Genomic DNA, 20953 nt, shown 5'->3' with positions numbered 1-20953 from the left:
CAGAGTGATGCGGATTGCCACCTGGAACATCAATTCCGTGCGCCTGCGCCTGCCGACGGTGCTGCGTTTCCTGCAAGAACAGGCACCCGACGTGCTTTGCCTGCAGGAAACCAAGACCGAGGACAAGACCTTCCCGGCCGAAGCTCTTAAGGATGCGGGCTATGTCCATCAGGCGATCCGCGGCATGAAGAGCTATAACGGCGTCGCCGTGATCTCCCGCGTGCCTTTTGTGGAATCGGACAGCCGCGACTGGTGCGGCAAATCCGACTGCCGTCATCTTGCGGTGAAGTTCGAATGCGGCGTCGAGGTGCATAATTTCTACGTCCCGGCCGGTGGCGACGAGCCGGATCCGGCGGTGAACGACAAGTTCGCCCACAAGCTCGGTTTTCTGGCCGAGATGCAGAGCTGGTTCGGGGCCGAACGCAAGAGCAGCGATCCCATGGTGCTGGTTGGCGATCTCAACATCGCGCCGCTGGAGCAGGATGTCTGGTCACACAAGCAGCTGCTGAAAGTGGTCAGCCACACCCCGATCGAGGTCGAGGAGCTGGGCAAGTTGCAGACCGGGCTTGGCTGGGTCGATGCGGTGCGCCATTTCGTTCCCGAAACGGAAAAGCTCTATTCCTGGTGGAGCTATCGGTCGAAGAACTGGGAGCTGGCCGACAAGGGCCGTCGCCTCGACCATGTCTGGGTGACGGAGCCGCTGAAAAGCCGTCTGAAATCAGCCTCTGTGGTGAAAGCCATGCGCGGCGGCGAGAAGCCGTCCGACCATGCGCCGGTGATCGTCGATCTGGATTGAAGCCTAAAAAGAACCGTCATCCTCGCGAAAGCGGGGGCCCAGGGAAGGCGGGCGCAGTTCTATGATCGCTGGGCTCCCTTTTTCGAGGGAATGACGATTTAATAAAGAGAACTCACCCGCAGCTGGGCATCTCCGGCAGGGCGGCAAGCGAGGGCGTAGCGGGATCGAAGAGACTGGCCGCTTCTGCCGGTCGGATCATGGCGCCTCCGGACATGCCGTGAAGCAACCAGCCGATATCGCCAGGCGCTGACCGGGCATTCCGGATCCGTTCCGGCATGATTGTCTTCCAGGTGTCACCCTCCGCCGATGCAATTCGGAAATCGAAGACGAAGCTCGGCGTCACGCCCATCCTGAGATCGGCAATCCGGAGTCCCTTCTCGTCCCTGAAGGTGCGGTAATAGCCCTTCGAGAAGGCGGCCACGGCGGCACCGCTCGGGATCGTATCGAGACAAGGGCCAGCTTCGGCGAGGCGCGGATGGACATGAATGCGGGCGGTGTCTGTGCCGGCAAAAAGCGGCTGGTAGATATTGTAGTAGCGGCCCCCGTCGATGGCGATGGTGCGCCAGAACAGGGTGTTGAAGGGCATCGGCGTCGCCAGGACCTTCTCGGCGCTGAGCCCGGTATTCGCAAGGACCTCCCGCGCTTTACTGTCAGCGATCTGCTGCGCCACCAGAGACCAGCCGAGATAGCAGGTCGACAGGGCGAGAGCGACGGCCGTGATCCGTCCAACCTTCGCCGACCAGCTGCGCCGCAGCAGGGCCCAGACGGTGGCAAAAGCGAGTGGCAGAGTATAAAGCGGGTCGATGATAAAGATGGAGCCGACGCCGTAAGGCGTGTCGGTCAGCGGCCAGAGCAGCCGGGTGCCATAGACCGTCATTGCATCGAGCAACGCATGGGTGGCAAGGCAGAGGAACACGGTCAGATAGGCCGTGATGCGGTGCTCCCGAAGACCGTTGAAGACCCGCATCGCTCCCTCGGCGATTAGCGGTGTAAGCGCGGCATGAACCAGCAGGGAATGGCTCCAGCCCCGATGCAGGATGAAGTCGCTCACCGCATCGCCATGGCGGACCAGCACATCGAGATCGGGCAGGGTGCCCAGCCCGGCGCCGAGAAGGGCGGCCTTGCGGGGACCGATGCGGCGGCCGGCAACGGCGACCGATACTGCCGCGCCGAGCACGATCTGGGTCAGTGAGTCCAAAGGAAAGTCCCGCGTAAATGATAACTGGCTGGATCTGACATGCGTCTTGCGGCGGCCTTCTTCAACCCGGCAGGGTTAGCCGATCCTGTAGAGATGAATGCGGCCGGGTTTGATTCCTTCCGGCAATGGTGCGCTTTTCCAGCGCGGCAGCGAAACCGGCTGGTCGCTGACCACCACGGCGCCCTCGGCGAGCAGACTGTCAACGAGCGGCGCAATCTCCGCGGCCAGCGCGATGCTGGCTTCTTTATCGCCCGTGCCGATATCGAGATGAGCCAGCAGCACGGTCTGCCCCAGAGCCTGCTTCGCCAAGACAAGTGTTTCGCGAAAATCGCCGAGGAAAATGCGGTCATCTGCCGGGATGCAGTCCGGATGGGCCGCGATCTGCCGGTCGAATACATAGAAGGGGCGCTCCGGCATGAGGGAGCGCAGATGGTCGAAGGTCCGGCCGTTGCCAAGGCCCAGCTCTATTGCGTTCCCGGAACGGTTTGCGACGGCTGAGGCGGCCCATTCCAGGCTGAGTTGCTGCGCCTGGAGACGCCGGATGGCACTGTCGAGACGGCTCATGGGTGCTGTTAGTTCTCTTTATCGGACAGGGCGGCGCGGAGCTGCATGTTTGTCTGCTCCAGCCGGGCCGCCAGCTCGCGCATGATCTCGACCGCGATCTGCGGGAAGTCGGTGACGAGGCGGAAGAAGCCTTCCTTGTTGATCTTCAGCGTGATCAGGGATTCCTTGGCCTGCACGGTCGCGGTCCGTGGTACGTCGCAGAGAATGGCAATCTCCCCGACCACGTCACCCTTGCTGAGCTGGGCGACTTCGACCATGCCGTTCCCCGTGCCAATCAGCACCGATGCGGTGCCGCCGATGATGATATAGGCCGCGTCGCCGGAATCCCCCTGATTGAACAGCACCTGTCCGTCTGTGTAGTTCAGCCGTTCCGAGGTGAAGGCGAGCAGTTTCAGCTTCGACGGCTCGATCTTGGCGAAGAGCGGGATGTTCTTCAGGAGCTCGACTTCTTCATTCAGACTCATGGACTGACCCTTTGCGTCACCGGTTCCGGATTACTCCTCATCGAGCAGTCCCCGGAACACGGTCCCTTCCTTGTCGAGAGTATCAAATGTGCCGTCCTCGATCACCCGGCCGCCGCGCATTACCAGAACACGGTCGAACGGTTGCGCCAAGCGGGCGCGGTGGGCAATGAGAATAACCGTACGGTCGGCGGCCTCCTTAAGGATGCGCGCCACAGTCGGCCCCTGAGCCCCTGAATCGAGCGTTGAAACCGCCTCGTTCAGGATGAGGATATCCGGCCGGCGGAGCAGCATGCGGGCAATCGCGACCTTTTGCCGCTGCGGCGTGGTCAGACGGGAGCCGGCAATGCCCGCCTCCGCTCCGAGTCCGATCTCGATCACCGTATCGCGCAAGCCTTCGGACTCGATGACTTCCGCGAGCACTGTACCGACCCGGTTGCCGGCATCGGCCTGACCGTAAGCGATCTTGCCGAACAGGATATTGTCTTGAACCGAGGCCGCGAGATTGAACTGATCGACCGAGAAGAACTCCAGCGCAGGACGCTGTTCCTCCGGCAACCCCTCCCGGAAGGCTTTTCGGGCTTCGAGAATTCGGGCCTGTTGCGCTTCCTCAATCATGCCGAGGCGGTGTCTGGCCGGGATCAGTTTGAACGGAAGTTCGAGGAAACGGTTCCGGTCATCCGGCTCCATTCCTTCCAGACCCAACCTGTCGGCCCGTTGCACGAGCGTGTGGTAATCCGGCAGGTCGTCGGCCGAGATGAAGGCGTATTGCGCGAAGAACTCATGGTCGGGCGGGAGGTCCTTGAAGAGCTCGACCATTGTTGCGGCCACATCGCGGCCGATCCGGATGAAATCCTCGGTCAGACCGACCTGATCGAGAATCGAGCGGACATAGGGCTCGTTCGCGAGATGTTCGAGCTTGAACTGCTCGCCGACGGGGGTGCCGAACAGCAGGTTTTCGGCCACGCTAGCATTGGTGTTGAACTTCTTCGCATCGAACGGCTCGACTAGGTGGTCGAGCCCGAGTTCCTCAAGCCGTGACCGGAGCTTTGACCGGGCACCGAGAATTCGGAGGCCGGTTTCGTCGCGGCTCGCCACATTGAGGGAGCCGCGCAGTCCGAAGGCATAGACCTCGTCTTCAAGCCCGACCACGCGCAACAGGTCAGCGAGGCGCGTATTCAACTGGGATTCGTCGACGCCGACCGCCTGGTAATCGACCCAGTTGGCTGAAATAGGGTCGAGCGAATTTCCGGCGGCTTCCGAGGCGGCGCGTTGCAGCGGAGCATCTGGAAAGCTGTCAGGGTCCGGATCGCCGTGCGGCACGTGGCGGGCGCCCATCAGCAGGTTTTCCCGGATTGTTCTGGCAAACACAAAAGCCCCCGGTCCGACATAGCCGATGCGTCGGCCGGTTACGGCTTCAGGCAGACCGGCAATATCGATTCCATTCATGGTGACGCTGCCGGATGTCGGCGCAAGCAGGCGCGCCATGACCATGGCCAGCAGATCCTTGCCGCCGCCGCCGGGCCCCGCGATTGCAACCTTTTCGCCCCGCTTGATCTCGAACGTGACGTTTTCCAGCAAAGCTTCGCCTTCGTCCACGAGGCCGAGGTTGCGTAACGCCACCGGGCCATCCAGAGAAACAGGTTCTTCCGGTTCGTCCAGCTGCTGGGCTTCGGTCAGGCTGTCTGCGGCATCGAATTGCTCGATCACCTGATCATACTTGATCCGGGAATCTTCCTTGCGCTGGTAGTAGGTCAGCAGCTCCTTCCAGGGCGCGGAAAGGTCCTTGTAGGCAGCCAAAATGGCAACCAGAGCCCCGAAAGTGAGGTCTCCCTTGATTACCAGCATGCCGCCAATCGAATAGAAGAAGAACGGGGTGAGCTGGGCTATGAAGTTGTTCAGGAACTTGATGAAGAATTTCCGCCGGTAGATCTCATAGCGGATCGTGTAGATCTCACCCAGCCGGGCGGTAAAATTGGCAAGCGCGAAACGCGCTGTGTTGTTGGCGTGGATTTCCTGAACCCCGGAAATGCTTTCGCCGATCCGGTCGGAAAGTTTACGGACCGCCTTCACACGCTCCTTGCCGAGCTCGTTCACCCGACGTTGCAGTTTCGGAATGATGTAGCCCTGCAACGGGTAAAGCGCGATGGCGGCGGTGCCGAGGATCGGGTCCTGCACAAACATGAAAATCAGAATGGTCAGCAGCGTGCCGCCCTGAAAGGCCGGCAGGGACACCGCATCGCCGATAAAGCCGCCGAGAGGTTCCACCTCCGCGGTGATCATCGGGATCACTTCGCCCTGGCTGACCTTCCTGAAGTGCGGCAAAGGGAAGCGGAGGACCCGGGCATAGAGGTCATAGCGCAGGCGCCGCAACATGCGTTCGCCAAGCTGACCGCGGAAGACGTTGATATAATATTTGAACGCGCCATTGATGCAGACGAGGGCGAGGAAGATCACGCTCAGCAGCAGCAGGTACGGGATCTGATCAAACTGATAACCGAGCAGGTCGCGCGGGAAATCTTTTCCGCCGATTGCCTCGTTGATGATGGTTTTCGGCAGATCCAGGGAATAGTAAAGAAACGGGAAAGAGAGCCCGGTCAGGACAAGAAGGAAGATCTGTTCTTTCTTGCTATGCCGGAAAATGAACCGGAAAATCGTAGGTTCCATGCGATCCGCTAGCCTGTGCCCGGTTGGTGCTGTCGGCAAAAATCGTTTGCGCGCAAAACAGTAACTGAACAGTGTCATAAGGTAAATCTGTGAAGGGCCAAACTGGTTTTGCCACAAGTCACACTGTGGCATAGTGAAAAAATGGGGATATGCGTGGGGATCGAACCTGCGAATCAGCGGGGCCTTCAGCTTTCAAGGCCGATGTGTGAGTGGATGGGCGTTTGACGTACGCGAGCAACAAGCGCGGCCCGAAACGTGTGCTGATGTACAGCCACGATACGATGGGGCTGGGTCACCTTCGGCGCTGCCGGGCGATCGCGCACTCCTTGGTGGAGCAGCAATCCGATCTGTCCGTGCTGATTCTGTCCGGCTCGCCAATCATTGGCAGCTTCGATTTCCGCACGCGCGTTGATTTTGTCCGCATTCCGGGCGTGATCAAGCTGCGCAACGGCGACTACACCTCGCTCAACCTGCATCTCGATATTGAGGACACCCTCAATCTGCGGTCTTCGATCATCCAGCACACGGCGGATGCCTTCGATCCGGACCTTTTCATTGTCGATAAGGAGCCCTGGGGGCTGCGCGGCGAGGTCCGGCCTACTCTGGAGATGCTGAAGGAACGGGGAACCCCACTGGTTCTCGGCCTGCGCGACGTGATGGACGAGCCGGAAAAACTGCTGCCCGAGTGGGAGCGCAAGAACGCGGTCGAAGCCCTGCGGGATGTCTATGACGATATCTGGGTCTACGGCCTGCAGTCCGTCTGCGATCCTTATTCCGGCATGCCGATGCCGGAATCCGTACAGGCTAAAACGTCCTACACAGGGTATCTGAAGCGCAAGGTGCCGAGCCACGTTCACCCGATCATGACGACCGATCTGGAAGATCCGTTCATTCTTGTCACAGCCGGCGGCGGCGGTGATGGTGACGGGCTGATGGACTGGGTTCTGAAGGCATATGAAGCTGATACGGATCTTCCTTACCGAGCACTCCTCGTGCTTGGACCGTTTATGCCGGCAGAGTTGCAGAATGACTTCATGGAGCGGGCAGCCGAGCTCGACCGGGTCGATGTCATCACCTTCGATTCCCGTATCGAGAGTTTGATGGCGCGCGCGGCGGGAATCGTCGCTATGGGCGGCTACAACACCTTCTGCGAAATTCTGTCCTTTGATAAAAGGGCGCTGATCGTACCGCGGACAGAGCCGAGGATGGAGCAGTATATCCGTGCCGCGCGGGCTGAAGAGCTGGGTATCACCGCCATGCTCGTGGATGACGGCGAGCGCGATCCGCTTGTCATGTCGGATGCCTTGCGGCGCCTTCCCAGCCAGCCGACACCGTCGGAAACGATGGAATCCGGTTTGCTGGACGGGCTTGAGGAAGTCAACCGGCTGGCGCAGCACTGGCTCTACGAGCACGGCACCGACGCCAAGGTCTCGGTTCTCCGACGGGAAGCCTGAGCCAGCGTCCGGGTTCGCGAGCAGGCGTCACATTGGTTCAGCAGGTTATGACAAGATCAGCGACGAGCGTTCCGACAGCCATCGTTCTGAAGGGCTATCCGCGTCTTTCGGAAACTTTCATTGCGCAGGAAATTCTCGAACTGCAGCGCCTCGGGCTCGATTACACCATCGTCTCCTTGCGTCATCCGACGGATAAGGCCAGTCACCCGGTGCATGGCAAGATCACGGCTGCGGTCAATTATCTGCCGGAATATCTTTATCAGGAGCCGCTGAGGGTTCTGAAAGCCTGTTGGAAGGCTCGCCGGATGCCGGGCTATGGCGCAGTGTTCCGTCTCTGGCTGAAGGACCTGAAGCGCGATTTCACCCCGAACCGGGTTCGCCGCTTCGGCCAGGCGCTGGTGCTGGCCACCGAGCTCGATCCGCGGTTCCGCCACATCTATGCGCATTTCCTGCACACACCGTCTTCGGTCGCCCGCTATGCGGCTCTGATGAGCGGACGGAGCTGGTCTGCCTCGGCGCACGCCAAGGATATCTGGCTCTCCCCGGAGTGGGAGAAGCGCGAGAAGCTGGCCGATGCGGCCTGGGCCGTGACCTGCACCCGCTATGGATACGAGCATCTGGACGCCCTCGCGCCCGGCAAGACGAGGCTGGTCTATCATGGCCTCGATCTCTCCAGCTTCGCGCCTTCCGGCGAAAGCGCGCTGGATCTGGATGGCTCCGGTGCGCCGGTACGCCTGCTCTCGGTCGGTCGCGCGGTTCCGAAGAAGGGTTTCGACCAGTTGCTTGATGCCCTTGCCCGGCTTCCGGAAGGATTATCCTGGCACTGGACGCATATCGGCGGCGGCAAGGAGCTGAAGGCGCTGAAGAGTCAGGCCGACGGGCTTGGGCTCAAGGACCGTGTCACTTGGCGGGGTGCGGCGGCGCAAAGTGCGGTTCTTGAAGCCTACCGTGCCTCCGATCTTTTCATCCTGCCGAGCCGGATTGCCGAGGATGGCGACCGGGACGGGCTGCCGAACGTTTTGATGGAGGCGCAGAGTCAGGCGCTCTGCTGTCTTGCCACCGATGTATCGGCTATTCCCGAACTCATTGAAGACAGGGCGACCGGTGCTCTCGTTCCGCCTGACGATGTTGCCGCATTGTCCGAGGCAATCGAAAATCTGATCCGGAACCCGGCTATCAGAAAGCAATATGGTGCCGCCGGGGAAGCCAAAGTCCGTACCCGGTTCGGTCATCAGGCGGCAATCGGGACTCTCGCGGCGTTACTCGGTCTCAATTCGGCGGCGACGGGCGCTGCTGCCGGCGCGGACGAAGCGGCGTGAGAATTGCCTTCTACGCGCCGCTGAAATCGCCCGATGCGCCGACCCCTTCCGGTGACCGGCGGATGGCGCGGCTGTTGATAGCGGCCCTTCGGTCGGGCGGTCACGACGTGTTTCTGGCGTCCCGTTTGCGCAGTCGGGACGGTGAGGGAGATCCCGTCCGTCAGGCCCACCTGGCGCGCCTGGGCGCACGCTATGCGGACAGGTTCGTTGAATGTTGCCAATCCGGAAGAATCGCGGCGCCGGACCTCTGGTTTTCATATCATCTCTACTACAAGGCGCCGGACCTGATCGGCCCCGAGGTCGCCCGGCGGCTTGGTGTTCCTTACGTTGTGGCCGAAGCCTCGAACGCGCCGAAAAGGGCGGAAGGCCCTTGGGCGGACTCTCATCGCCGGATCCTGGATGCACTGGATAAGGCGGCGCTTGTCATTGGTTTCAACAGTCGGGACAAGCCGTGTGTGGCACCATGCCTCGGATCCGGTGGGCGGTATCTCGAGATCAAACCGTTCCTCGACGGGCTGCCTTATCCGGCCGACCCGTCCGCTGGCCCGCTCTTGCGGGCCGAGCTCGGGATTGCGGAAAATGAGCCACTGCTGCTTGCCGTCGGCATGATGCGGCCGGGTGTGAAAACCGAATCCTACCGGATTCTGGCCGAGGCCCTGTCGCGCGTTCCAGCCGAAAGGCGCTGGGCTTTGGCGATTGCCGGTGACGGTGCCGGTCGGTCTGAGGTCGAGGCCTGTTTCGCTCCGCATCAGGCGCGAGTGCATCTGCTCGGAATGGTCGATGCCGCGCGGCTGCGGACTCTCTATCAAGCGGCGGATATTTTCGTCTGGCCTGCCATCAACGAGGCCTATGGCATGGCATTGCTGGAAGCTCAGGCGAGCGGCCTTCCTGTGGTTGCCGGCGATGTCGGCGGAGTGCCGGACATCGTGCGCGATGGGGCGACGGGCCTGCTTTCTCCGGAAGGGGATGTCACCGCCTTTGCCGGGAATCTTGATCGGCTGCTTCTCGATATGGATCTGTCGCGCGCGCTCGGCGCGGAAGGCCGGAAGCAGGCGAACCGTCACCACAGCCTGGAAAGCATCGCTGGCGAATTGAGCGCGGCGGTGCAGGCTCTGCCATGTTGATCGGCTTCCTGCGGCACGGGCCGACCACCTGGAATGCCGAGCATCGTCTGCAGGGCAGAACCGATATCCCGCTTTCCGCTGCAGGCCGGGCGCAGGCCGTCCAATACAGGCTTCCGGATATGTTCCGGTCGGCGCCCGCCCTGGTCTCACCACTTCAGCGCGCCTGGGAGACCGCCTCTCTGGCGGGATGCGCTGCTCTGGAAGATGAGCCGCTTCTGATCGAAATGCATTGGGGCGATTGGGAAGGCCGGCGGCTCGCCGAGCTCAGAGATCAACTCGGCTCCGAAATGAAAAAAAACGAGGATAAAGGGCTCGATTTTCAGCCACCCGGTGGCGAGTCTCCACGCGATGTACAGACTCGGCTCCAGGCGTTTTTCGAGAAGCTCTTGGCGCGGCAACCGGTGCCGGAATGCTGCCTCGCCGTCACCCATAAAGGCGTGATCCGCGCCGCGCTGGCGCTTGCCTGGGGCTGGGACATGATGGGCAAGCCGCCGGTCCGGCTTGACTGGGCCGCCATGCATATGGTCCGTCTCGACCCGGACGGGACGATCCGTCCCGACGCAATGAATGTGAGCCTGCTTTCATGACGGATACCCGGCCCAAGACGCTCTTTCTCTACGTCCAGAACCTGCTGGGGATCGGTCACCTGCGCCGTGCGGCCGCGGTTGCGCAGGCTGCCGTCGCCGATGGGTTCGAGGTGCATTTCGTCTCCGGCGGCATGCCGGTTCCGCATCTGGATATTGGCGGTGCGATTTTGCACCAGCTGCCGCCCGTACGTGCCGTGGATAGCCTCTTCAAAGTCCTGGCGGACGAAAACGGCCGGGAAATCGACGATGCTTGGCGGGCGGCGCGACGCGACACGCTGCTTGACCTGTTCGAGGAAATCCGCCCGGATCTCCTTTTCACGGAACTCTTCCCTTTCGGACGCCGGCAGATGCGCTTCGAATTGCTGCCGTTGCTCGACCGGGCCAAGGCGGCAGACTGGCAGCCGAAAATCGTCTCCTCAATGCGCGATATTCTGGTGACCAAGCCGCGCCCGGACCGCAACCGGGAGATCGTTGAGACGGTGGATCGTTACTACGACATGGTCCTGATACATGGCGATGAAGCGGTCATCAGCCTTGCCGATACCTTCCCGATGTATGACGAGCTGACGCCGCCGGTCCGCTATACCGGCTATGTGCTTAACCCGATCGACACGACCGGTGATGGTACCGGTGATGGTACGGGCGAGGTGGTGGTTTCGGCCGGTGGTGGTGCCGTCGGTGGCGATATCATGCGCGCCGTGGCGCGGCTCCGCCCCAAACTTCCCTATGCCGACCGGACATGGCGCTTTGTCACCGGGCCGCACATGCCGAACGACGCGGCACGCGAGATCGAAAGCCAGGCAGGCCCGGGAGTGATCGTCGAGCGCAGCCGTCCCGATCTGGCGGCAATCATTTCGAGGGCGTTTCTTTCTATTTCTCAGGCTGGCTACAACACCCTTGCCGAAGTGCTGACAGCAGGAACGGCGTCCGTGGTGATCCCCTATGAGGGGGGCGTCGAGACCGAGCAACGGGTGCGTGCGGATCTGTTGGCGCAGCGTGGCCGCCTTGCCGTGGTGGCGGAAAATGCTTTGAATTATGAAGCACTTACGCTCGCGATGCAGCAGGCAGTGGCAGGCCGGGATACGGGCATTTCGGGCATTGATCTCGACGGCGCTGCCGGGACAGCACGCATCCTGAGTGAATTGCTGGAGCCGGCATGACCGGCTCTCCTGGAACAGGAGGCCTTCTGCACGAGCTTGATCGCTGGGCCTCTGCCGGACTGACTGCCGAGATCTGGTGGCGGGACGACGATCTTCAGCGACCGACCCCGGCGCTGGAGCCATTGCTTGCCATGGCTGATGCCGCCGGATGGGCGCCAGGTCTCGCTGTTGTGCCCGAGGGTGCCGATACAGATGCTCTGACGTCCCGGCTGGCGGGAACGGGCGCGGAGTTTCTCGTCCACGGTTTCGCCCACCGCAATCACGCGGCGGCCGATGAAAAGAAATGCGAATTCCCGGCCTCCCGGCCGCTTCCGGACAGGTGCCGCGATGCGAGGGAAGGGCTCATCCGGCTTCGGGAAGCCTTTCCGGACCGGCTGCTCTCTTGTTTTGTTCCGCCCTGGAATCGAATTGCGCCGGATCTGGTGGAGCGCCTCTGCGAGAGCGGCTTCACGGGTCTTTCGACATTCGGCCCGCGTCCTGCATCCATGGCCGCGCCGGGCCTGCGCCGTGTTAACACCCACATTGATGTTATTGACTGGCGCGGCACCCGTAAATTCGTTGGAACAGATACCGTGGCGACGGCTTTGGCTTCTCATCTCGAGGCGCGCCGTATGGGCCGGGCGGATGCGGAGGAGCCAAGCGGACTTTTGACGCATCATCTGGTAATGGTGGATGAGGATTGGCGCGCGCTTGAGGCTCTGGTGTTGGAATTGAAGTCTCATGAGGCCGTAAGTCTGATCGCGCCACGTGACTGTTTTTGCCTGTAGAGGATTTGGAATGAGCCTGCACGGATACCAGAAAGGGTCGATCACGGGGGACTATGTGCGCGGCGGCCTCGGGTTCGCGGTTACCGCTTTTCCCGTCGCTTTTGCGCCGATGATCGGGACTTTCCAGATCGTGTTCGTGCTGATAGCGCTGGTTTTTGCCGGTTTCATCGGCAAAACCTGGCTCCGGGCGCAAACCAGGTTCGAGGTCGATGACGCCGGAATCCGGGCGCTGGGCCCTCTCGGCAAGGAGATCAGATGGCCCGATCTGGCGGTGATGGACCTGCGTTATTATTCGACCCAGAAGGAGAAGGACAAAGGCTGGATGCACCTTGTCCTGAAAGACCGGAACGGCGCGAAAATAGCCATAGAATCGACACTTGACGGTTTCGAAGCGGTGCTGGAGCATGCGGCTTCCGCCGCCAGTAAAAACAGTCTTGGTCTTACCCAGACAACAACAGATAATCTGGTGGCTGCAGGGATAAACACGGGGCTGGCCGCAAGGGATCTGTAGGATGCCGGCGGATCAGGGGGATTAAAGGCATGAACGACCAACTGACACCGCTGCTGCGGGTCAGGGATTTGCAGGTTGCGTTCGATTTACCGGGCGGAGAACTGCTTGCCGTAAACAAGGTCTCCTTTCAGGTGCGGGCGGGCACGACCGTGGCTCTGGTTGGCGAATCCGGCTCCGGTAAGAGCGTTGTCAGCCAGGCCATCATGGGCCTGTTGCCGCCTGTTGCCGAGATCCGCAGTGGCTCGATCCTGTTTGCCGACGACCGGAAAAAGGGCACCATCACCGACATCGCGCGCCTCCATCGCGACGGCAAGGCGATGCGGCAAATTCGTGGCGGACAGATATCGCTGATTTTCCAGGAGCCGATGACCTCGCTCTCGCCTCTGCACACGGTGGGAAACCAGATTCGCGAGGCATTGGAGCTGCACCGGAACGTTTCCGGCCGCGAGGCGCAGGAGCTGACCGAGGACATGCTCCGGATGGTCGGCTTCCCGGACCCGGCCCGGGCGCTGCGCACCTATCCGTTCGAGCTGTCTGGAGGCTTGCGTCAGCGGGCGATGATCTCGATGGCGCTGATTTGCCGTCCGTCCCTGCTGATCGCGGATGAGCCGACGACCGCGCTCGACGTCACTATTCAAGCGCAGATCCTGAAGCTGATGAAGGACCTGCAGGCCGAACTCGGCATGGCCGTGCTGATGATCACGCATGATCTCGGTGTTGTTGCCAACATGGCCGACGATGTTGTGGTGATGTACCGCGGCCGGGTGATGGAAAGCGGTACCCGCGAGCAATTGTTCCGCGACCCGCAGCACCCCTATCTGAAGGCCCTGATGGCGGCGGTGCCCCGTTTCAATATGGAGCCGGGTGAACGGCTGGTGCCGATCCGCGACATCAAGAGCGAAACAGGCCATCTGTTGGCGCCGACCGAGTCCGCAAAGGCTCCGGTCGACAGCAAGAAGCCGATCCTGAAAGTCGACAGCCTTTCGAAATGCTTCACCATCCGCCAGGGCTCCTGGCTCTCCAGCGAGGAATCGAAAGTCTATGCGCTGGACGATGTGAGCTTCGAGGTATTGCCGGGAGAATGTCTCGGCCTCGTCGGGGAATCCGGTTGCGGCAAGACAACCCTCAGCAAGACCATCATGCGCGCACTAACGCCGGATCAGGGTGCCGTTACCTATGCGGACCAGGATGGCGAGATCGATGTGCTGGGGCTCGATGGAAGCCGGCTGACCGATTTTCGCCAGAAGTTGCAGTTCGTCTTCCAGGACCCGTTCAGCTCTCTCAACCCGCGTATGACGGTGTTCGATATCGTCAGCGAGCCGCTGGTCATTCACGGTATCGGGGACGATGCCTATCGCCGCGAGATGGTGTCGGAACTGATGAAACTGGTCGGTCTCGACGCCCGGCACCTGAACCGGTATCCGCACAGCTTCTCCGGCGGTCAGCGTCAGCGTATCGGTATCGCCCGGGCGCTTGCCCTGAAGCCGCGCATGCTGATCTGCGACGAGCCGGTCTCCGCGCTCGATGTCTCGATCCAGGCGCAGGTCCTGAATTTGCTGAAAGACCTGCAGGAGCAACTGAACCTCACCTATCTGTTCATCTCCCATAATCTGGCGGTGGTGGACTATATCGCGGACCGGATCGCTGTGATGTGTGCCGGTCGCCTTGTTGAGTTGGCGCCGCGCGAGGAGCTGTTCCGCAATCCGGTGCACCCCTATACCAAGGCGCTGCTCCGGGCGGTTCCGGATCCAAGCCTCGACAACCCGCTTGATTTCGAATCCATAATGGATAGCCGCTGCTCGATCCCGTCCGAATGGCCGGCGCCGTTTACGGTCAGCGAGGAGACCCATCCGCGTCTGATCGATCTCGGCGACGGGCATTTCGTGCGGGCCGACGAATCTGCCCTGACCCTGAGGCTGGCATCGTGAAACACTGGTTTGCACTTCCGCTCTTTCTGACCGTGTTCCTGATGACAATGGTGCCGGGTTTCGCCGCCGAGATACCGTCTCTTGAAGAACGTGTGGCCGCTGGCGAGCTGCCGCCGATGGCCGACCGGCTGCCGGAAATGCCACTGACTGTTGATTTCGAGGCCCGTGGCGCGGAGCTCGGCCAGTATGGCGGCACGCTCCGCATGCTGATGTCGCGGAGCAAGGACACGCGGCAGATGACGGTCTACGGCTATGCCCGTCTCGTCAGCTACCAGCCCGGCGATTACGAGTTCTTCGCGGATATTCTCGAGGAATTCATCGTCGAGGATGAGCGGGTCTTCACCTTCATCCTGCGCAGGAATCACCGCTGGTCCGACGGCCACCCGTTCACGGCGGAGGATTTCCGCTATTTCTGGGAAGACGTGGCGAACAACCCGGACCTGTCACCGGCCGGTCCGCCAAGCGTCATGATGGTGGATGGCGAGGCACCGCTGTTCCAGATGATAGACGAGCGCACGGTGCGATATTCCTGGTCGAAGCCCAACCCGGATTTCCTGCCGGCGCTGGCCAAGGCGAGCCCGCTCTACATCTACCGCCCGGCCCATTATCTGAAGCCGATGCATGCCGCATATGCAAAACCGGACGAAATGGCCAAGCGGGTGGAGGACGCCAAGCAGCGGAACTGGGCGGCCATGCACAACAAGATGGACAATCTCTACCGGATGGATAATCCGGACCTGCCGGTGCTGCAGCCCTGGAGAGTGACTGGAAACGCGAACTCGACCCGGTTCCGGTTCGAGCGCAATCCCTACTTTCACCGGGTCGACCCGAAAGGCCGCCAGCTGCCCTATATCGACGAAGTGATTTTCGACATTGCCAGCCCGGGACTGATTCCGGCGAAGGCGGGCGCGGGCGATACGGATCTGCAGGCCCGTTATCTCTCCTTCGACGACTACACCTTTCTGAAGGAAGCGGAAGACCGGTTCCCGTTCCGCACGCGCCTCTGGCGCACGGCCAAGGGTGCGCATATGGCGCTGTTTCCCAACCTTAATGCTGTCGATTCGGCCTGGCGAGAGTTGTTCCGGGATGTTCGGTTCCGCCGCGCCCTGTCGCTTGCCGTCAACCGGTACGAGATCAATCAGGTGATCTATTACGGCCTGGCATACGAGGGGAATAATACGGTTCTGCCGGCCTCGCCGCTTTACCGGAAGGATTACCAGACCCGCTGGGCGACGTTCGACCTGAAGCAGGCAAATGCTCTGCTCGACGAGATCGGTCTCAAGCGTGGCGAGGACGGTTTGCGCCTGCTGCCGGATGGCCGGCCCATGGAGTTGATTGTGGAGACCGCTGGGGAAAGTACGGAGCAGACCGACGTTCTGTCCCTGATCCACGATTCCTGGCTGGAGGCTGGCATCAAGATCTTTACCCGCCCGTCCCAGCGCAACGTCTTCCGTAACCGGATCTTCTCCGGAGAGACGTTGATGTCCGTCTGGGCCGGTGCGGAGAACGGTCTGGCGACGGCTTTGAACAGCCCGCAGGATTTTGTTCCGTATTCGCAACAGCAACTGCAATGGCCGAAATGGGGACAATTCATCGAAACCGGCGGCATGTCTGGCGAAGCGACGGACATGGGCCCGGCAAAGCGGCTGGAAGAGCTTTACGTCATTTGGCGCGATGCCTCGACGCGGTCCGTGAAGAAGGGCGCCTGGGAAGAGATCCTGCAGATCAATGCCGATCAGGTTTTCACCATCGGGCTGGTTTCCGGCGTGCTGCAGCCGGTCGTGGTTTCGAACGCGCTCCAGAACGTGCCGAAGGAAGCCGTCTATAACTGGGATCCGGGGGCCCATTTCGGGGTCTATCTGCCGGATACCTTCTGGTTCGACGAGACGTCGGCCACGAACGCAAGCGCGGATTAGGGGAGAGAGCCAGTGCTGACTTACCTAGCCCGCCGCATTCTGATCATGGTGCCGACGCTGATCGCCATCAGCATCATTACCTTCATCATCATCCAGCTGCCGCCCGGCGATTATCTCACGACGATGATCAATGAGATGCAGAGCCAGGGCGAGAATGTCGATCAGTCCAAGATCGACGCTCTGCGCGCGCAATACGGCCTCGACCGGCCGATGTACGTGCAGTATTTCCACTGGGCGACCGGCCTGTTGCAGGGCGATTACGGTTATTCCTTCGAATACCAGCTACCCGTCGCGGACGTGGTCGGCGACCGGGTGTTCCTGACCTTCGTGCTGAACTTCGCGACCATTATCTTCATCTGGGTAGTGGCTTTTCCGATCGGTATCTATTCGGCGACCAATCAGTACAGCCTCGGCGATTACGGTCTGACCTTCCTCGGTTTCATTGGCCTTGCCACGCCGAACTTCCTGCTGGCCCTGATCCTGCTCTACCTCGCCAACATCTGGTTCGGAACCTCCATCGGCGGGATGATGGATCCGAAATATCTCGACCAGCCCTGGAGCGGCGAGAAGGTGATGTCGGTGCTGGAGCATCTCTGGGTGCCCGTCGTCGTCATCGGCACGTCCGGAACCGCGGCCATGATCCGTCGGCTGCGCGCCAACCTGCTGGATGAGTTGCAGAAGCAGTATGTCGTCACGGCGCGGGCCAAGGGCCTGCATCCATTCAAGGCGCTGATGAAATACCCGCTGCGGATGTCGCTGAACCCCTTCATCGCCGATATCGGCAACATGCTGCCGCAGGTGATTTCGGGCTCCGCCGTGGTTGCCATGGTGCTGTCCCTGCCGACCACCGGCCCGATGCTGATCGGGGCATTGCAAAGTCAGGACATGTATCTTGCCGGCTCTTTCCTGATGTTCCTGGCGCTGCTGACCGTGATCGGCATGTTCATCTCCGATCTGCTCCTGGCGGTGCTCGATCCACGCATCAGGCTCGGCGGAGGGACGAACCGATGAGCATTTCCTCCGCCGACGGGCCGCGTACCGACCATTACGTCAACCGGGAGCCGTTCGATCCGAATTCGGACACGGCGCTGACGCCGGAGCAGGAACGCTACTACATGGCGTCCCAGTGGCAAATGATGTGGTGGAAGCTGAAGCGCCATCGGGTCGCGGTCATCTCGGGGCTGTTCCTGATCCTGCTGTATCTCTCGACCATCATCAGCGAGATGATGGCGCCTTATGGCCTGGCCACCCGTCACACGGACCATATCTACGCCCCGCCACAGCCGGTGCATCTGTTCCATGAAGGATCGTTCGTCGGGCCGTTCGTCTACGGGCTCGACTACACGCTGAACATGCGCAACCTGAAGCGCGAATACACAGACAACCCGGAGAAGGTGCAGGAGCTGCGTTTCCTCTGCAGCGGCGATCCATACCGGTTCTGGGGTATGGTGGAGATGGATTTCCACCTGGTCTGTCCGGCCGAGGGCGGGACTTTCTTCCTGCTCGGTACCGACCGGCTCGGCCGCGACATGTTCTCGCGGATCATCTACGGCACCCGGATCTCGCTCACCGTCGGCCTGATCGGCATTGCGGTCAGCTTCGTGCTGGGCATCGTGATCGGTGGTCTGGCCGGTTATTACGGCGGCTGGATCGACAGCCTGACCCAGCGGGTCATCGAGGTGATCCGCTCTTTTCCGGAACTGCCGCTCTGGATGGCGCTTTCCGCTGCCCTGCCGGTGACCTGGAGCCCGATCCTGATCTATTTCGGGATCACCATCATTCTCGGCCTGCTGGACTGGACCGGCCTCGCTCGCGCAGTCCGCTCCAAGCTGCTGGCCCTGCGCGAGGAGGATTTCGCGGTCGCCGCCCAGCTTATGGGTGCGAAGCCGAAACGGATCATCGGACGGCACCTGCTGCCAAGCTTCATGAGCCACCTGATCGCCTCCGCGACGCTCTCGATCCCATCGATGATCCTGGGCGAGACGGCGCTGAGTTTCCTCGGGCTTGGACTGCGTCCGCCGATCACCTCCTGGGGGGTATTGCTGACGGAAGCGCAGAACATAAACGCGGTGGAACTCTACCCCTGGATCATGACGCCGGTGGTGCCGGTGATCCTTGTTGTTCTGGCTTTCAACTTCTTTGGCGACGGCCTGCGCGACGCGGCCGATCCCTATAAGTAGCCGTCCCGCGCGTGACCACACTTGAAACTGCGATCCGACTGTGATTGAAAGCGCCGGAAATCGGCGCGGAGACCTGATGATGCCAGCTTATCGCACTCTTGAAGACCTAGACGCTCGCGGCCGGACTGTTTTGCTCCGCGTTGACCTGAATGTGCCGATGAAAGACGGCGCGGTGACGGATGCGACAAGGATCGAGCGGGCCGTGCCGACGATCAGGGCGCTCCGGGGCAAGGGCGCGAAAGTCGTTGTGCTGTCTCATTTCGGTCGCCCCAAGGGAGCCCGGGTTCCGGAAATGTCGCTGGCGCCGATCGTGGCTCCCCTGTCCGGGGCCCTCGGCGGTGAGCCGGTTACCTTCGCGGAAGACTGCATCGGAGAGAAAGCGGCGGACGCTGTCGGCGCCATGAAAGAGGGCGACGTGCTGCTGCTGGAAAACCTCCGCTTCCATCCCGGCGAGGAAAAGAACGCTGAGGACTTCACCGCAGCATTGGCAAAGCTGGGCGACGTTTATGTGAACGATGCCTTCGCCACGGCACACCGTGCCCATGCCTCGACGGAAGGCCTTGCCCGGCATCTGCCGGCCTATGCGGGCCTGTTGATGCAGGCGGAGCTGGAAGCGCTGGGTCAGGCGCTTGAGGCGCCGAAACGCCCGGTCGTGGCGGTTGTCGGCGGGGCCAAGGTTTCCACCAAGCTGGAGCTGCTCGGCAACCTGTTGCCAAAGGTCGACTTTCTGATCATCGGTGGCGGCATGGCGAATACTTTCCTCTTCGCCCAGGGTCATGAGGTCGGCAAGTCGCTCGCCGAACGTGATCTGGCGGACACTGCACGCGAGATCATTACAAAAGCGGAACAGGAAGGCTGCACCATCTGCTTGCAGACCGACTGTGTGGTCGCGGGTGAGTTCGCGGCGGGGACGCCCTCGCAAGTGGTTCCGGCTTCGGCCGTGCCTGCGGACAAGATGATCCTCGATGCCGGTCCGGAAAGCGTTGCCCGGTTCGCGGAGGTTCTGCGGGAGAGCGAGACGCTGGTCTGGAACGGCCCGCTTGGCGCGTTCGAGATCGCACCGTTCGATGCCGGTACCGTGTCTCTTGCGCGGACGGCGGCTGAACTAACCGATCAGGGCGCGTTGCTCAGTGTGGCCGGTGGCGGCGATACGGTGGCCGCGCTCGTGCATGCCGGGGTGGCGGAACGCTTCAGCTATGTGTCGACGGCGGGCGGCGCGTTTCTTGAGTGGATGGAAGGCAAAACCCTTCCCGGCGTGGCCGCTCTGATGGCGGGCCGTTAACGTTCCCAAAGCCCACGAATCGGCGGCTTTCCTAGGGTCGATTTGACTCTTTATCATTCTTCACGCATATTTAATGGTGTTGGAGAAGGTAAATGATCCCCGCAGTCCCGGTATCAGTTCCGCTGAACGCGACACTCCCGACACTGGTTGCCCCCCGACCGGTGGAACAGGAGCGCGACCGGAATAACCGGCCGCTGACGAAGGCGGCGATCGCCAGTTCCGACGAAAGCAGCGATATTCAGGGCGATAATGAGCGTGCAACCGCGCTCCGGAACTCAGCCCGCAGGGAGAGTCAACGCGAGCGCGGCGATGAGATAGACATCTTCGTCTGACACCGCCACAGCCCCCAGAGTTTATGCGCGGCCTTGCAAAGGGTCGCGCTTTCTTTTGTCCGCTCTGCTACGGTTTAGGGGTGCGTGTGAAGACAGAAAACCAGTGGTGAGCGATATGGCCGACTCCCGGTCAAACCTGAAGGGTCCGGTAACGAAACTCATACCCGAAGGGGACGAGCGCGAACGGCTCGTATGCACCGATTGCGGTTTCATCAACTATATCAATCCGAAAATCGTGGTTGGTGCGGTCGTCACCTGGGAGAACAAGTTTCTGCTCTGCAAGCGGGCTATCGAGCCCCGGATTGGCTACTGGACCTTGCCGGCCGGTTTCATGGAAGAGGGCGAGTCGACCCAGGACGGTGCCGCTCGGGAAGCCTGGGAAGAGGCGCACGCCCGGATCGAGATCGGCCCGTTGCTCGGCGTCTACAACATTCCCCGGATCAGCCAGGTACAGATGATCTACCGCGCCCGGCTGCTGTCACCAGATGTCTCGCCCGGCATTGAATCGGAGGATGTCGGCCTCTTCACCTGGGACGAGATCCCGTGGGACGAGATCGCTTTCCCCACAGTGCATTGGGCCTTCGCCCATTATCGGGAAACGCTGGGCCAGGGCGAGTTCGCGCCGCGGGCGGAAATGCCGATGGGTGTGTGAAAATAAGTTCTGAAGCAGCGCGCTGCTGCTCTGATTTTCCATTTTTTCATCGTCA

At 61.3% G+C, this 20953-nt stretch carries 19 protein-coding genes; 15 read left to right on the top strand and 4 right to left on the bottom strand.

The features are described 5' to 3' along the window. The first annotated feature begins 7 nt into the window (after positions 1-7). Positions 8-796, top strand: a complete 789-nt coding sequence (gene xth / locus IG629_RS12620) for an exodeoxyribonuclease III (RefSeq protein WP_193172298.1) — start codon at positions 8-10, stop codon at positions 794-796. Positions 797-908: 112 nt separating this feature from the next. On the opposite strand, the gene IG629_RS12615 is transcribed toward xth, so the two are convergent. From IG629_RS12615 to IG629_RS12600, 4 genes are all read right to left on the bottom strand, one after another. Next, entirely contained in the window at positions 909-1994 is a 1086-nt protein-coding gene (locus tag IG629_RS12615; RefSeq protein ID WP_193172297.1) for a metal-dependent hydrolase, read from the bottom strand. Positions 1995-2069: 75 nt separating this feature from the next. After that, a complete protein-coding gene (locus IG629_RS12610) occupies positions 2070-2558 on the bottom strand; it encodes a class I SAM-dependent methyltransferase (RefSeq protein ID WP_193172296.1) in 489 nt (162 codons plus the stop codon). Positions 2559-2566: 8 nt separating this feature from the next. Next, a complete protein-coding gene (locus tag IG629_RS12605; protein ID WP_193172295.1) occupies positions 2567-3022 on the bottom strand; it encodes a cyclic nucleotide-binding domain-containing protein in 456 nt (151 codons plus the stop codon). A gap of 30 nt (positions 3023-3052) precedes the next feature. Beyond that, positions 3053-5686 (bottom strand): ABC transporter ATP-binding protein/permease, encoded by a 2634-nt coding sequence (locus IG629_RS12600; protein WP_193172294.1) that lies wholly within the window; start codon positions 5684-5686, stop codon positions 3053-3055. 221 nt (positions 5687-5907) lie between these two features. Here IG629_RS12600 and IG629_RS12595 point away from each other — a divergent pair, with 221 nt between their 5' ends. The 14 genes from IG629_RS12595 to IG629_RS12530 all read left to right on the top strand — a co-directional run bounded on the left by IG629_RS12595 (position 5908) and on the right by IG629_RS12530 (position 20898). Then, positions 5908-7140 carry a glycosyltransferase family protein gene (locus IG629_RS12595; protein ID WP_226886659.1) on the top strand — a complete coding sequence of 411 codons (1233 nt, stop codon included), beginning with the start codon at positions 5908-5910 and terminating at the stop codon, positions 7138-7140. A gap of 47 nt (positions 7141-7187) precedes the next feature. Beyond that, positions 7188-8459, top strand: coding sequence for a glycosyltransferase family 4 protein (locus IG629_RS12590; protein WP_193172293.1), 1272 nt, complete (start codon positions 7188-7190; stop codon positions 8457-8459). Then, complete coding sequence (locus tag IG629_RS12585; RefSeq protein ID WP_193172292.1) at positions 8456-9583, top strand: glycosyltransferase family 4 protein; 1128 nt, start codon at positions 8456-8458, stop codon at positions 9581-9583. Before IG629_RS12590 ends, IG629_RS12585 begins: the two co-directional genes overlap by 4 nt. Next, the gene (locus IG629_RS12580) at positions 9577-10170 is read left to right on the top strand and encodes a histidine phosphatase family protein (protein ID WP_193172291.1); all 594 of its coding nucleotides are present in this window, start codon (positions 9577-9579) and stop codon (positions 10168-10170) included. Before IG629_RS12585 ends, IG629_RS12580 begins: the two co-directional genes overlap by 7 nt. After that, positions 10167-11330 (top strand): glycosyltransferase family protein, encoded by a 1164-nt coding sequence (locus IG629_RS12575; RefSeq protein WP_193172290.1) that lies wholly within the window; start codon positions 10167-10169, stop codon positions 11328-11330. Before IG629_RS12580 ends, IG629_RS12575 begins: the two co-directional genes overlap by 4 nt. Next, a complete protein-coding gene (locus tag IG629_RS12570) occupies positions 11327-12097 on the top strand; it encodes a polysaccharide deacetylase family protein (RefSeq protein ID WP_193172289.1) in 771 nt (256 codons plus the stop codon). Before IG629_RS12575 ends, IG629_RS12570 begins: the two co-directional genes overlap by 4 nt. A 10-nt stretch (positions 12098-12107) precedes the next feature. Next, a complete protein-coding gene (locus tag IG629_RS12565) occupies positions 12108-12608 on the top strand; it encodes a hypothetical protein (protein WP_193172288.1) in 501 nt (166 codons plus the stop codon). A 29-nt stretch (positions 12609-12637) separates the two neighbouring features. Further along, positions 12638-14536 (top strand): ABC transporter ATP-binding protein, encoded by a 1899-nt coding sequence (locus tag IG629_RS12560; RefSeq protein ID WP_193172287.1) that lies wholly within the window; start codon positions 12638-12640, stop codon positions 14534-14536. Further along, positions 14533-16452: an ABC transporter substrate-binding protein gene (locus tag IG629_RS12555; RefSeq protein ID WP_319025072.1), complete on the top strand. Its 1920-nt coding sequence runs from the start codon at positions 14533-14535 to the stop codon at positions 16450-16452. Before IG629_RS12560 ends, IG629_RS12555 begins: the two co-directional genes overlap by 4 nt. Positions 16453-16464: 12 nt before the next feature. Then, entirely contained in the window at positions 16465-17463 is a 999-nt protein-coding gene (locus tag IG629_RS12550) for an ABC transporter permease (RefSeq protein ID WP_028466151.1), read from the top strand. Continuing rightward, positions 17460-18632: an ABC transporter permease gene (locus tag IG629_RS12545; protein WP_193172286.1), complete on the top strand. Its 1173-nt coding sequence runs from the start codon at positions 17460-17462 to the stop codon at positions 18630-18632. The genes IG629_RS12550 and IG629_RS12545 overlap by 4 nt, the downstream gene beginning before the upstream one ends. 79 nt (positions 18633-18711) lie before the next feature. Beyond that, positions 18712-19914 carry a phosphoglycerate kinase gene (locus IG629_RS12540; RefSeq protein WP_193172386.1) on the top strand — a complete coding sequence of 401 codons (1203 nt, stop codon included), beginning with the start codon at positions 18712-18714 and terminating at the stop codon, positions 19912-19914. 92 nt (positions 19915-20006) lie between these two features. Further along, positions 20007-20246 (top strand): hypothetical protein, encoded by a 240-nt coding sequence (locus IG629_RS12535; protein ID WP_193172285.1) that lies wholly within the window; start codon positions 20007-20009, stop codon positions 20244-20246. Positions 20247-20361: 115 nt separating this feature from the next. Next, positions 20362-20898: an NUDIX hydrolase gene (locus IG629_RS12530; protein ID WP_193172385.1), complete on the top strand. Its 537-nt coding sequence runs from the start codon at positions 20362-20364 to the stop codon at positions 20896-20898. Positions 20899-20953 lie beyond the last annotated feature (55 nt).

This window comes from Nisaea nitritireducens (genome assembly GCF_014904795.1).
GTDB classification, from domain to species: domain Bacteria; phylum Pseudomonadota; class Alphaproteobacteria; order Thalassobaculales; family Thalassobaculaceae; genus Nisaea; species Nisaea nitritireducens.
The sequence above is the reverse complement of the archived record's forward strand: the minus strand, read 5'-3'. Positions and strand labels throughout refer to the sequence as shown.

Coding starts and splice junctions, on each gene's coding strand:
- IG629_RS12565 (WP_193172288.1), top strand. CDS start 12,108: ATGAGCCTGCACGGATACCAGAAAGGGTCGATCACGGGGGACTATGTG.
- IG629_RS12545 (WP_193172286.1), top strand. CDS start 17,460: ATGAGCATTTCCTCCGCCGACGGGCCGCGTACCGACCATTACGTCAAC.
- IG629_RS12570 (WP_193172289.1), top strand. CDS start 11,327: ATGACCGGCTCTCCTGGAACAGGAGGCCTTCTGCACGAGCTTGATCGC.
- xth (WP_193172298.1), top strand. CDS start 8: ATGCGGATTGCCACCTGGAACATCAATTCCGTGCGCCTGCGCCTGCCG.
- IG629_RS12535 (WP_193172285.1), top strand. CDS start 20,007: ATGATCCCCGCAGTCCCGGTATCAGTTCCGCTGAACGCGACACTCCCG.
- IG629_RS12575 (WP_193172290.1), top strand. CDS start 10,167: ATGACGGATACCCGGCCCAAGACGCTCTTTCTCTACGTCCAGAACCTG.
- IG629_RS12560 (WP_193172287.1), top strand. CDS start 12,638: ATGAACGACCAACTGACACCGCTGCTGCGGGTCAGGGATTTGCAGGTT.
- IG629_RS12600 (WP_193172294.1), bottom strand. CDS start 5,686: ATGGAACCTACGATTTTCCGGTTCATTTTCCGGCATAGCAAGAAAGAA.
- IG629_RS12605 (WP_193172295.1), bottom strand. CDS start 3,022: ATGAGTCTGAATGAAGAAGTCGAGCTCCTGAAGAACATCCCGCTCTTC.
- IG629_RS12530 (WP_193172385.1), top strand. CDS start 20,362: ATGGCCGACTCCCGGTCAAACCTGAAGGGTCCGGTAACGAAACTCATA.
- IG629_RS12540 (WP_193172386.1), top strand. CDS start 18,712: ATGCCAGCTTATCGCACTCTTGAAGACCTAGACGCTCGCGGCCGGACT.
- IG629_RS12580 (WP_193172291.1), top strand. CDS start 9,577: ATGTTGATCGGCTTCCTGCGGCACGGGCCGACCACCTGGAATGCCGAG.
- IG629_RS12610 (WP_193172296.1), bottom strand. CDS start 2,558: ATGAGCCGTCTCGACAGTGCCATCCGGCGTCTCCAGGCGCAGCAACTC.
- IG629_RS12590 (WP_193172293.1), top strand. CDS start 7,188: ATGACAAGATCAGCGACGAGCGTTCCGACAGCCATCGTTCTGAAGGGC.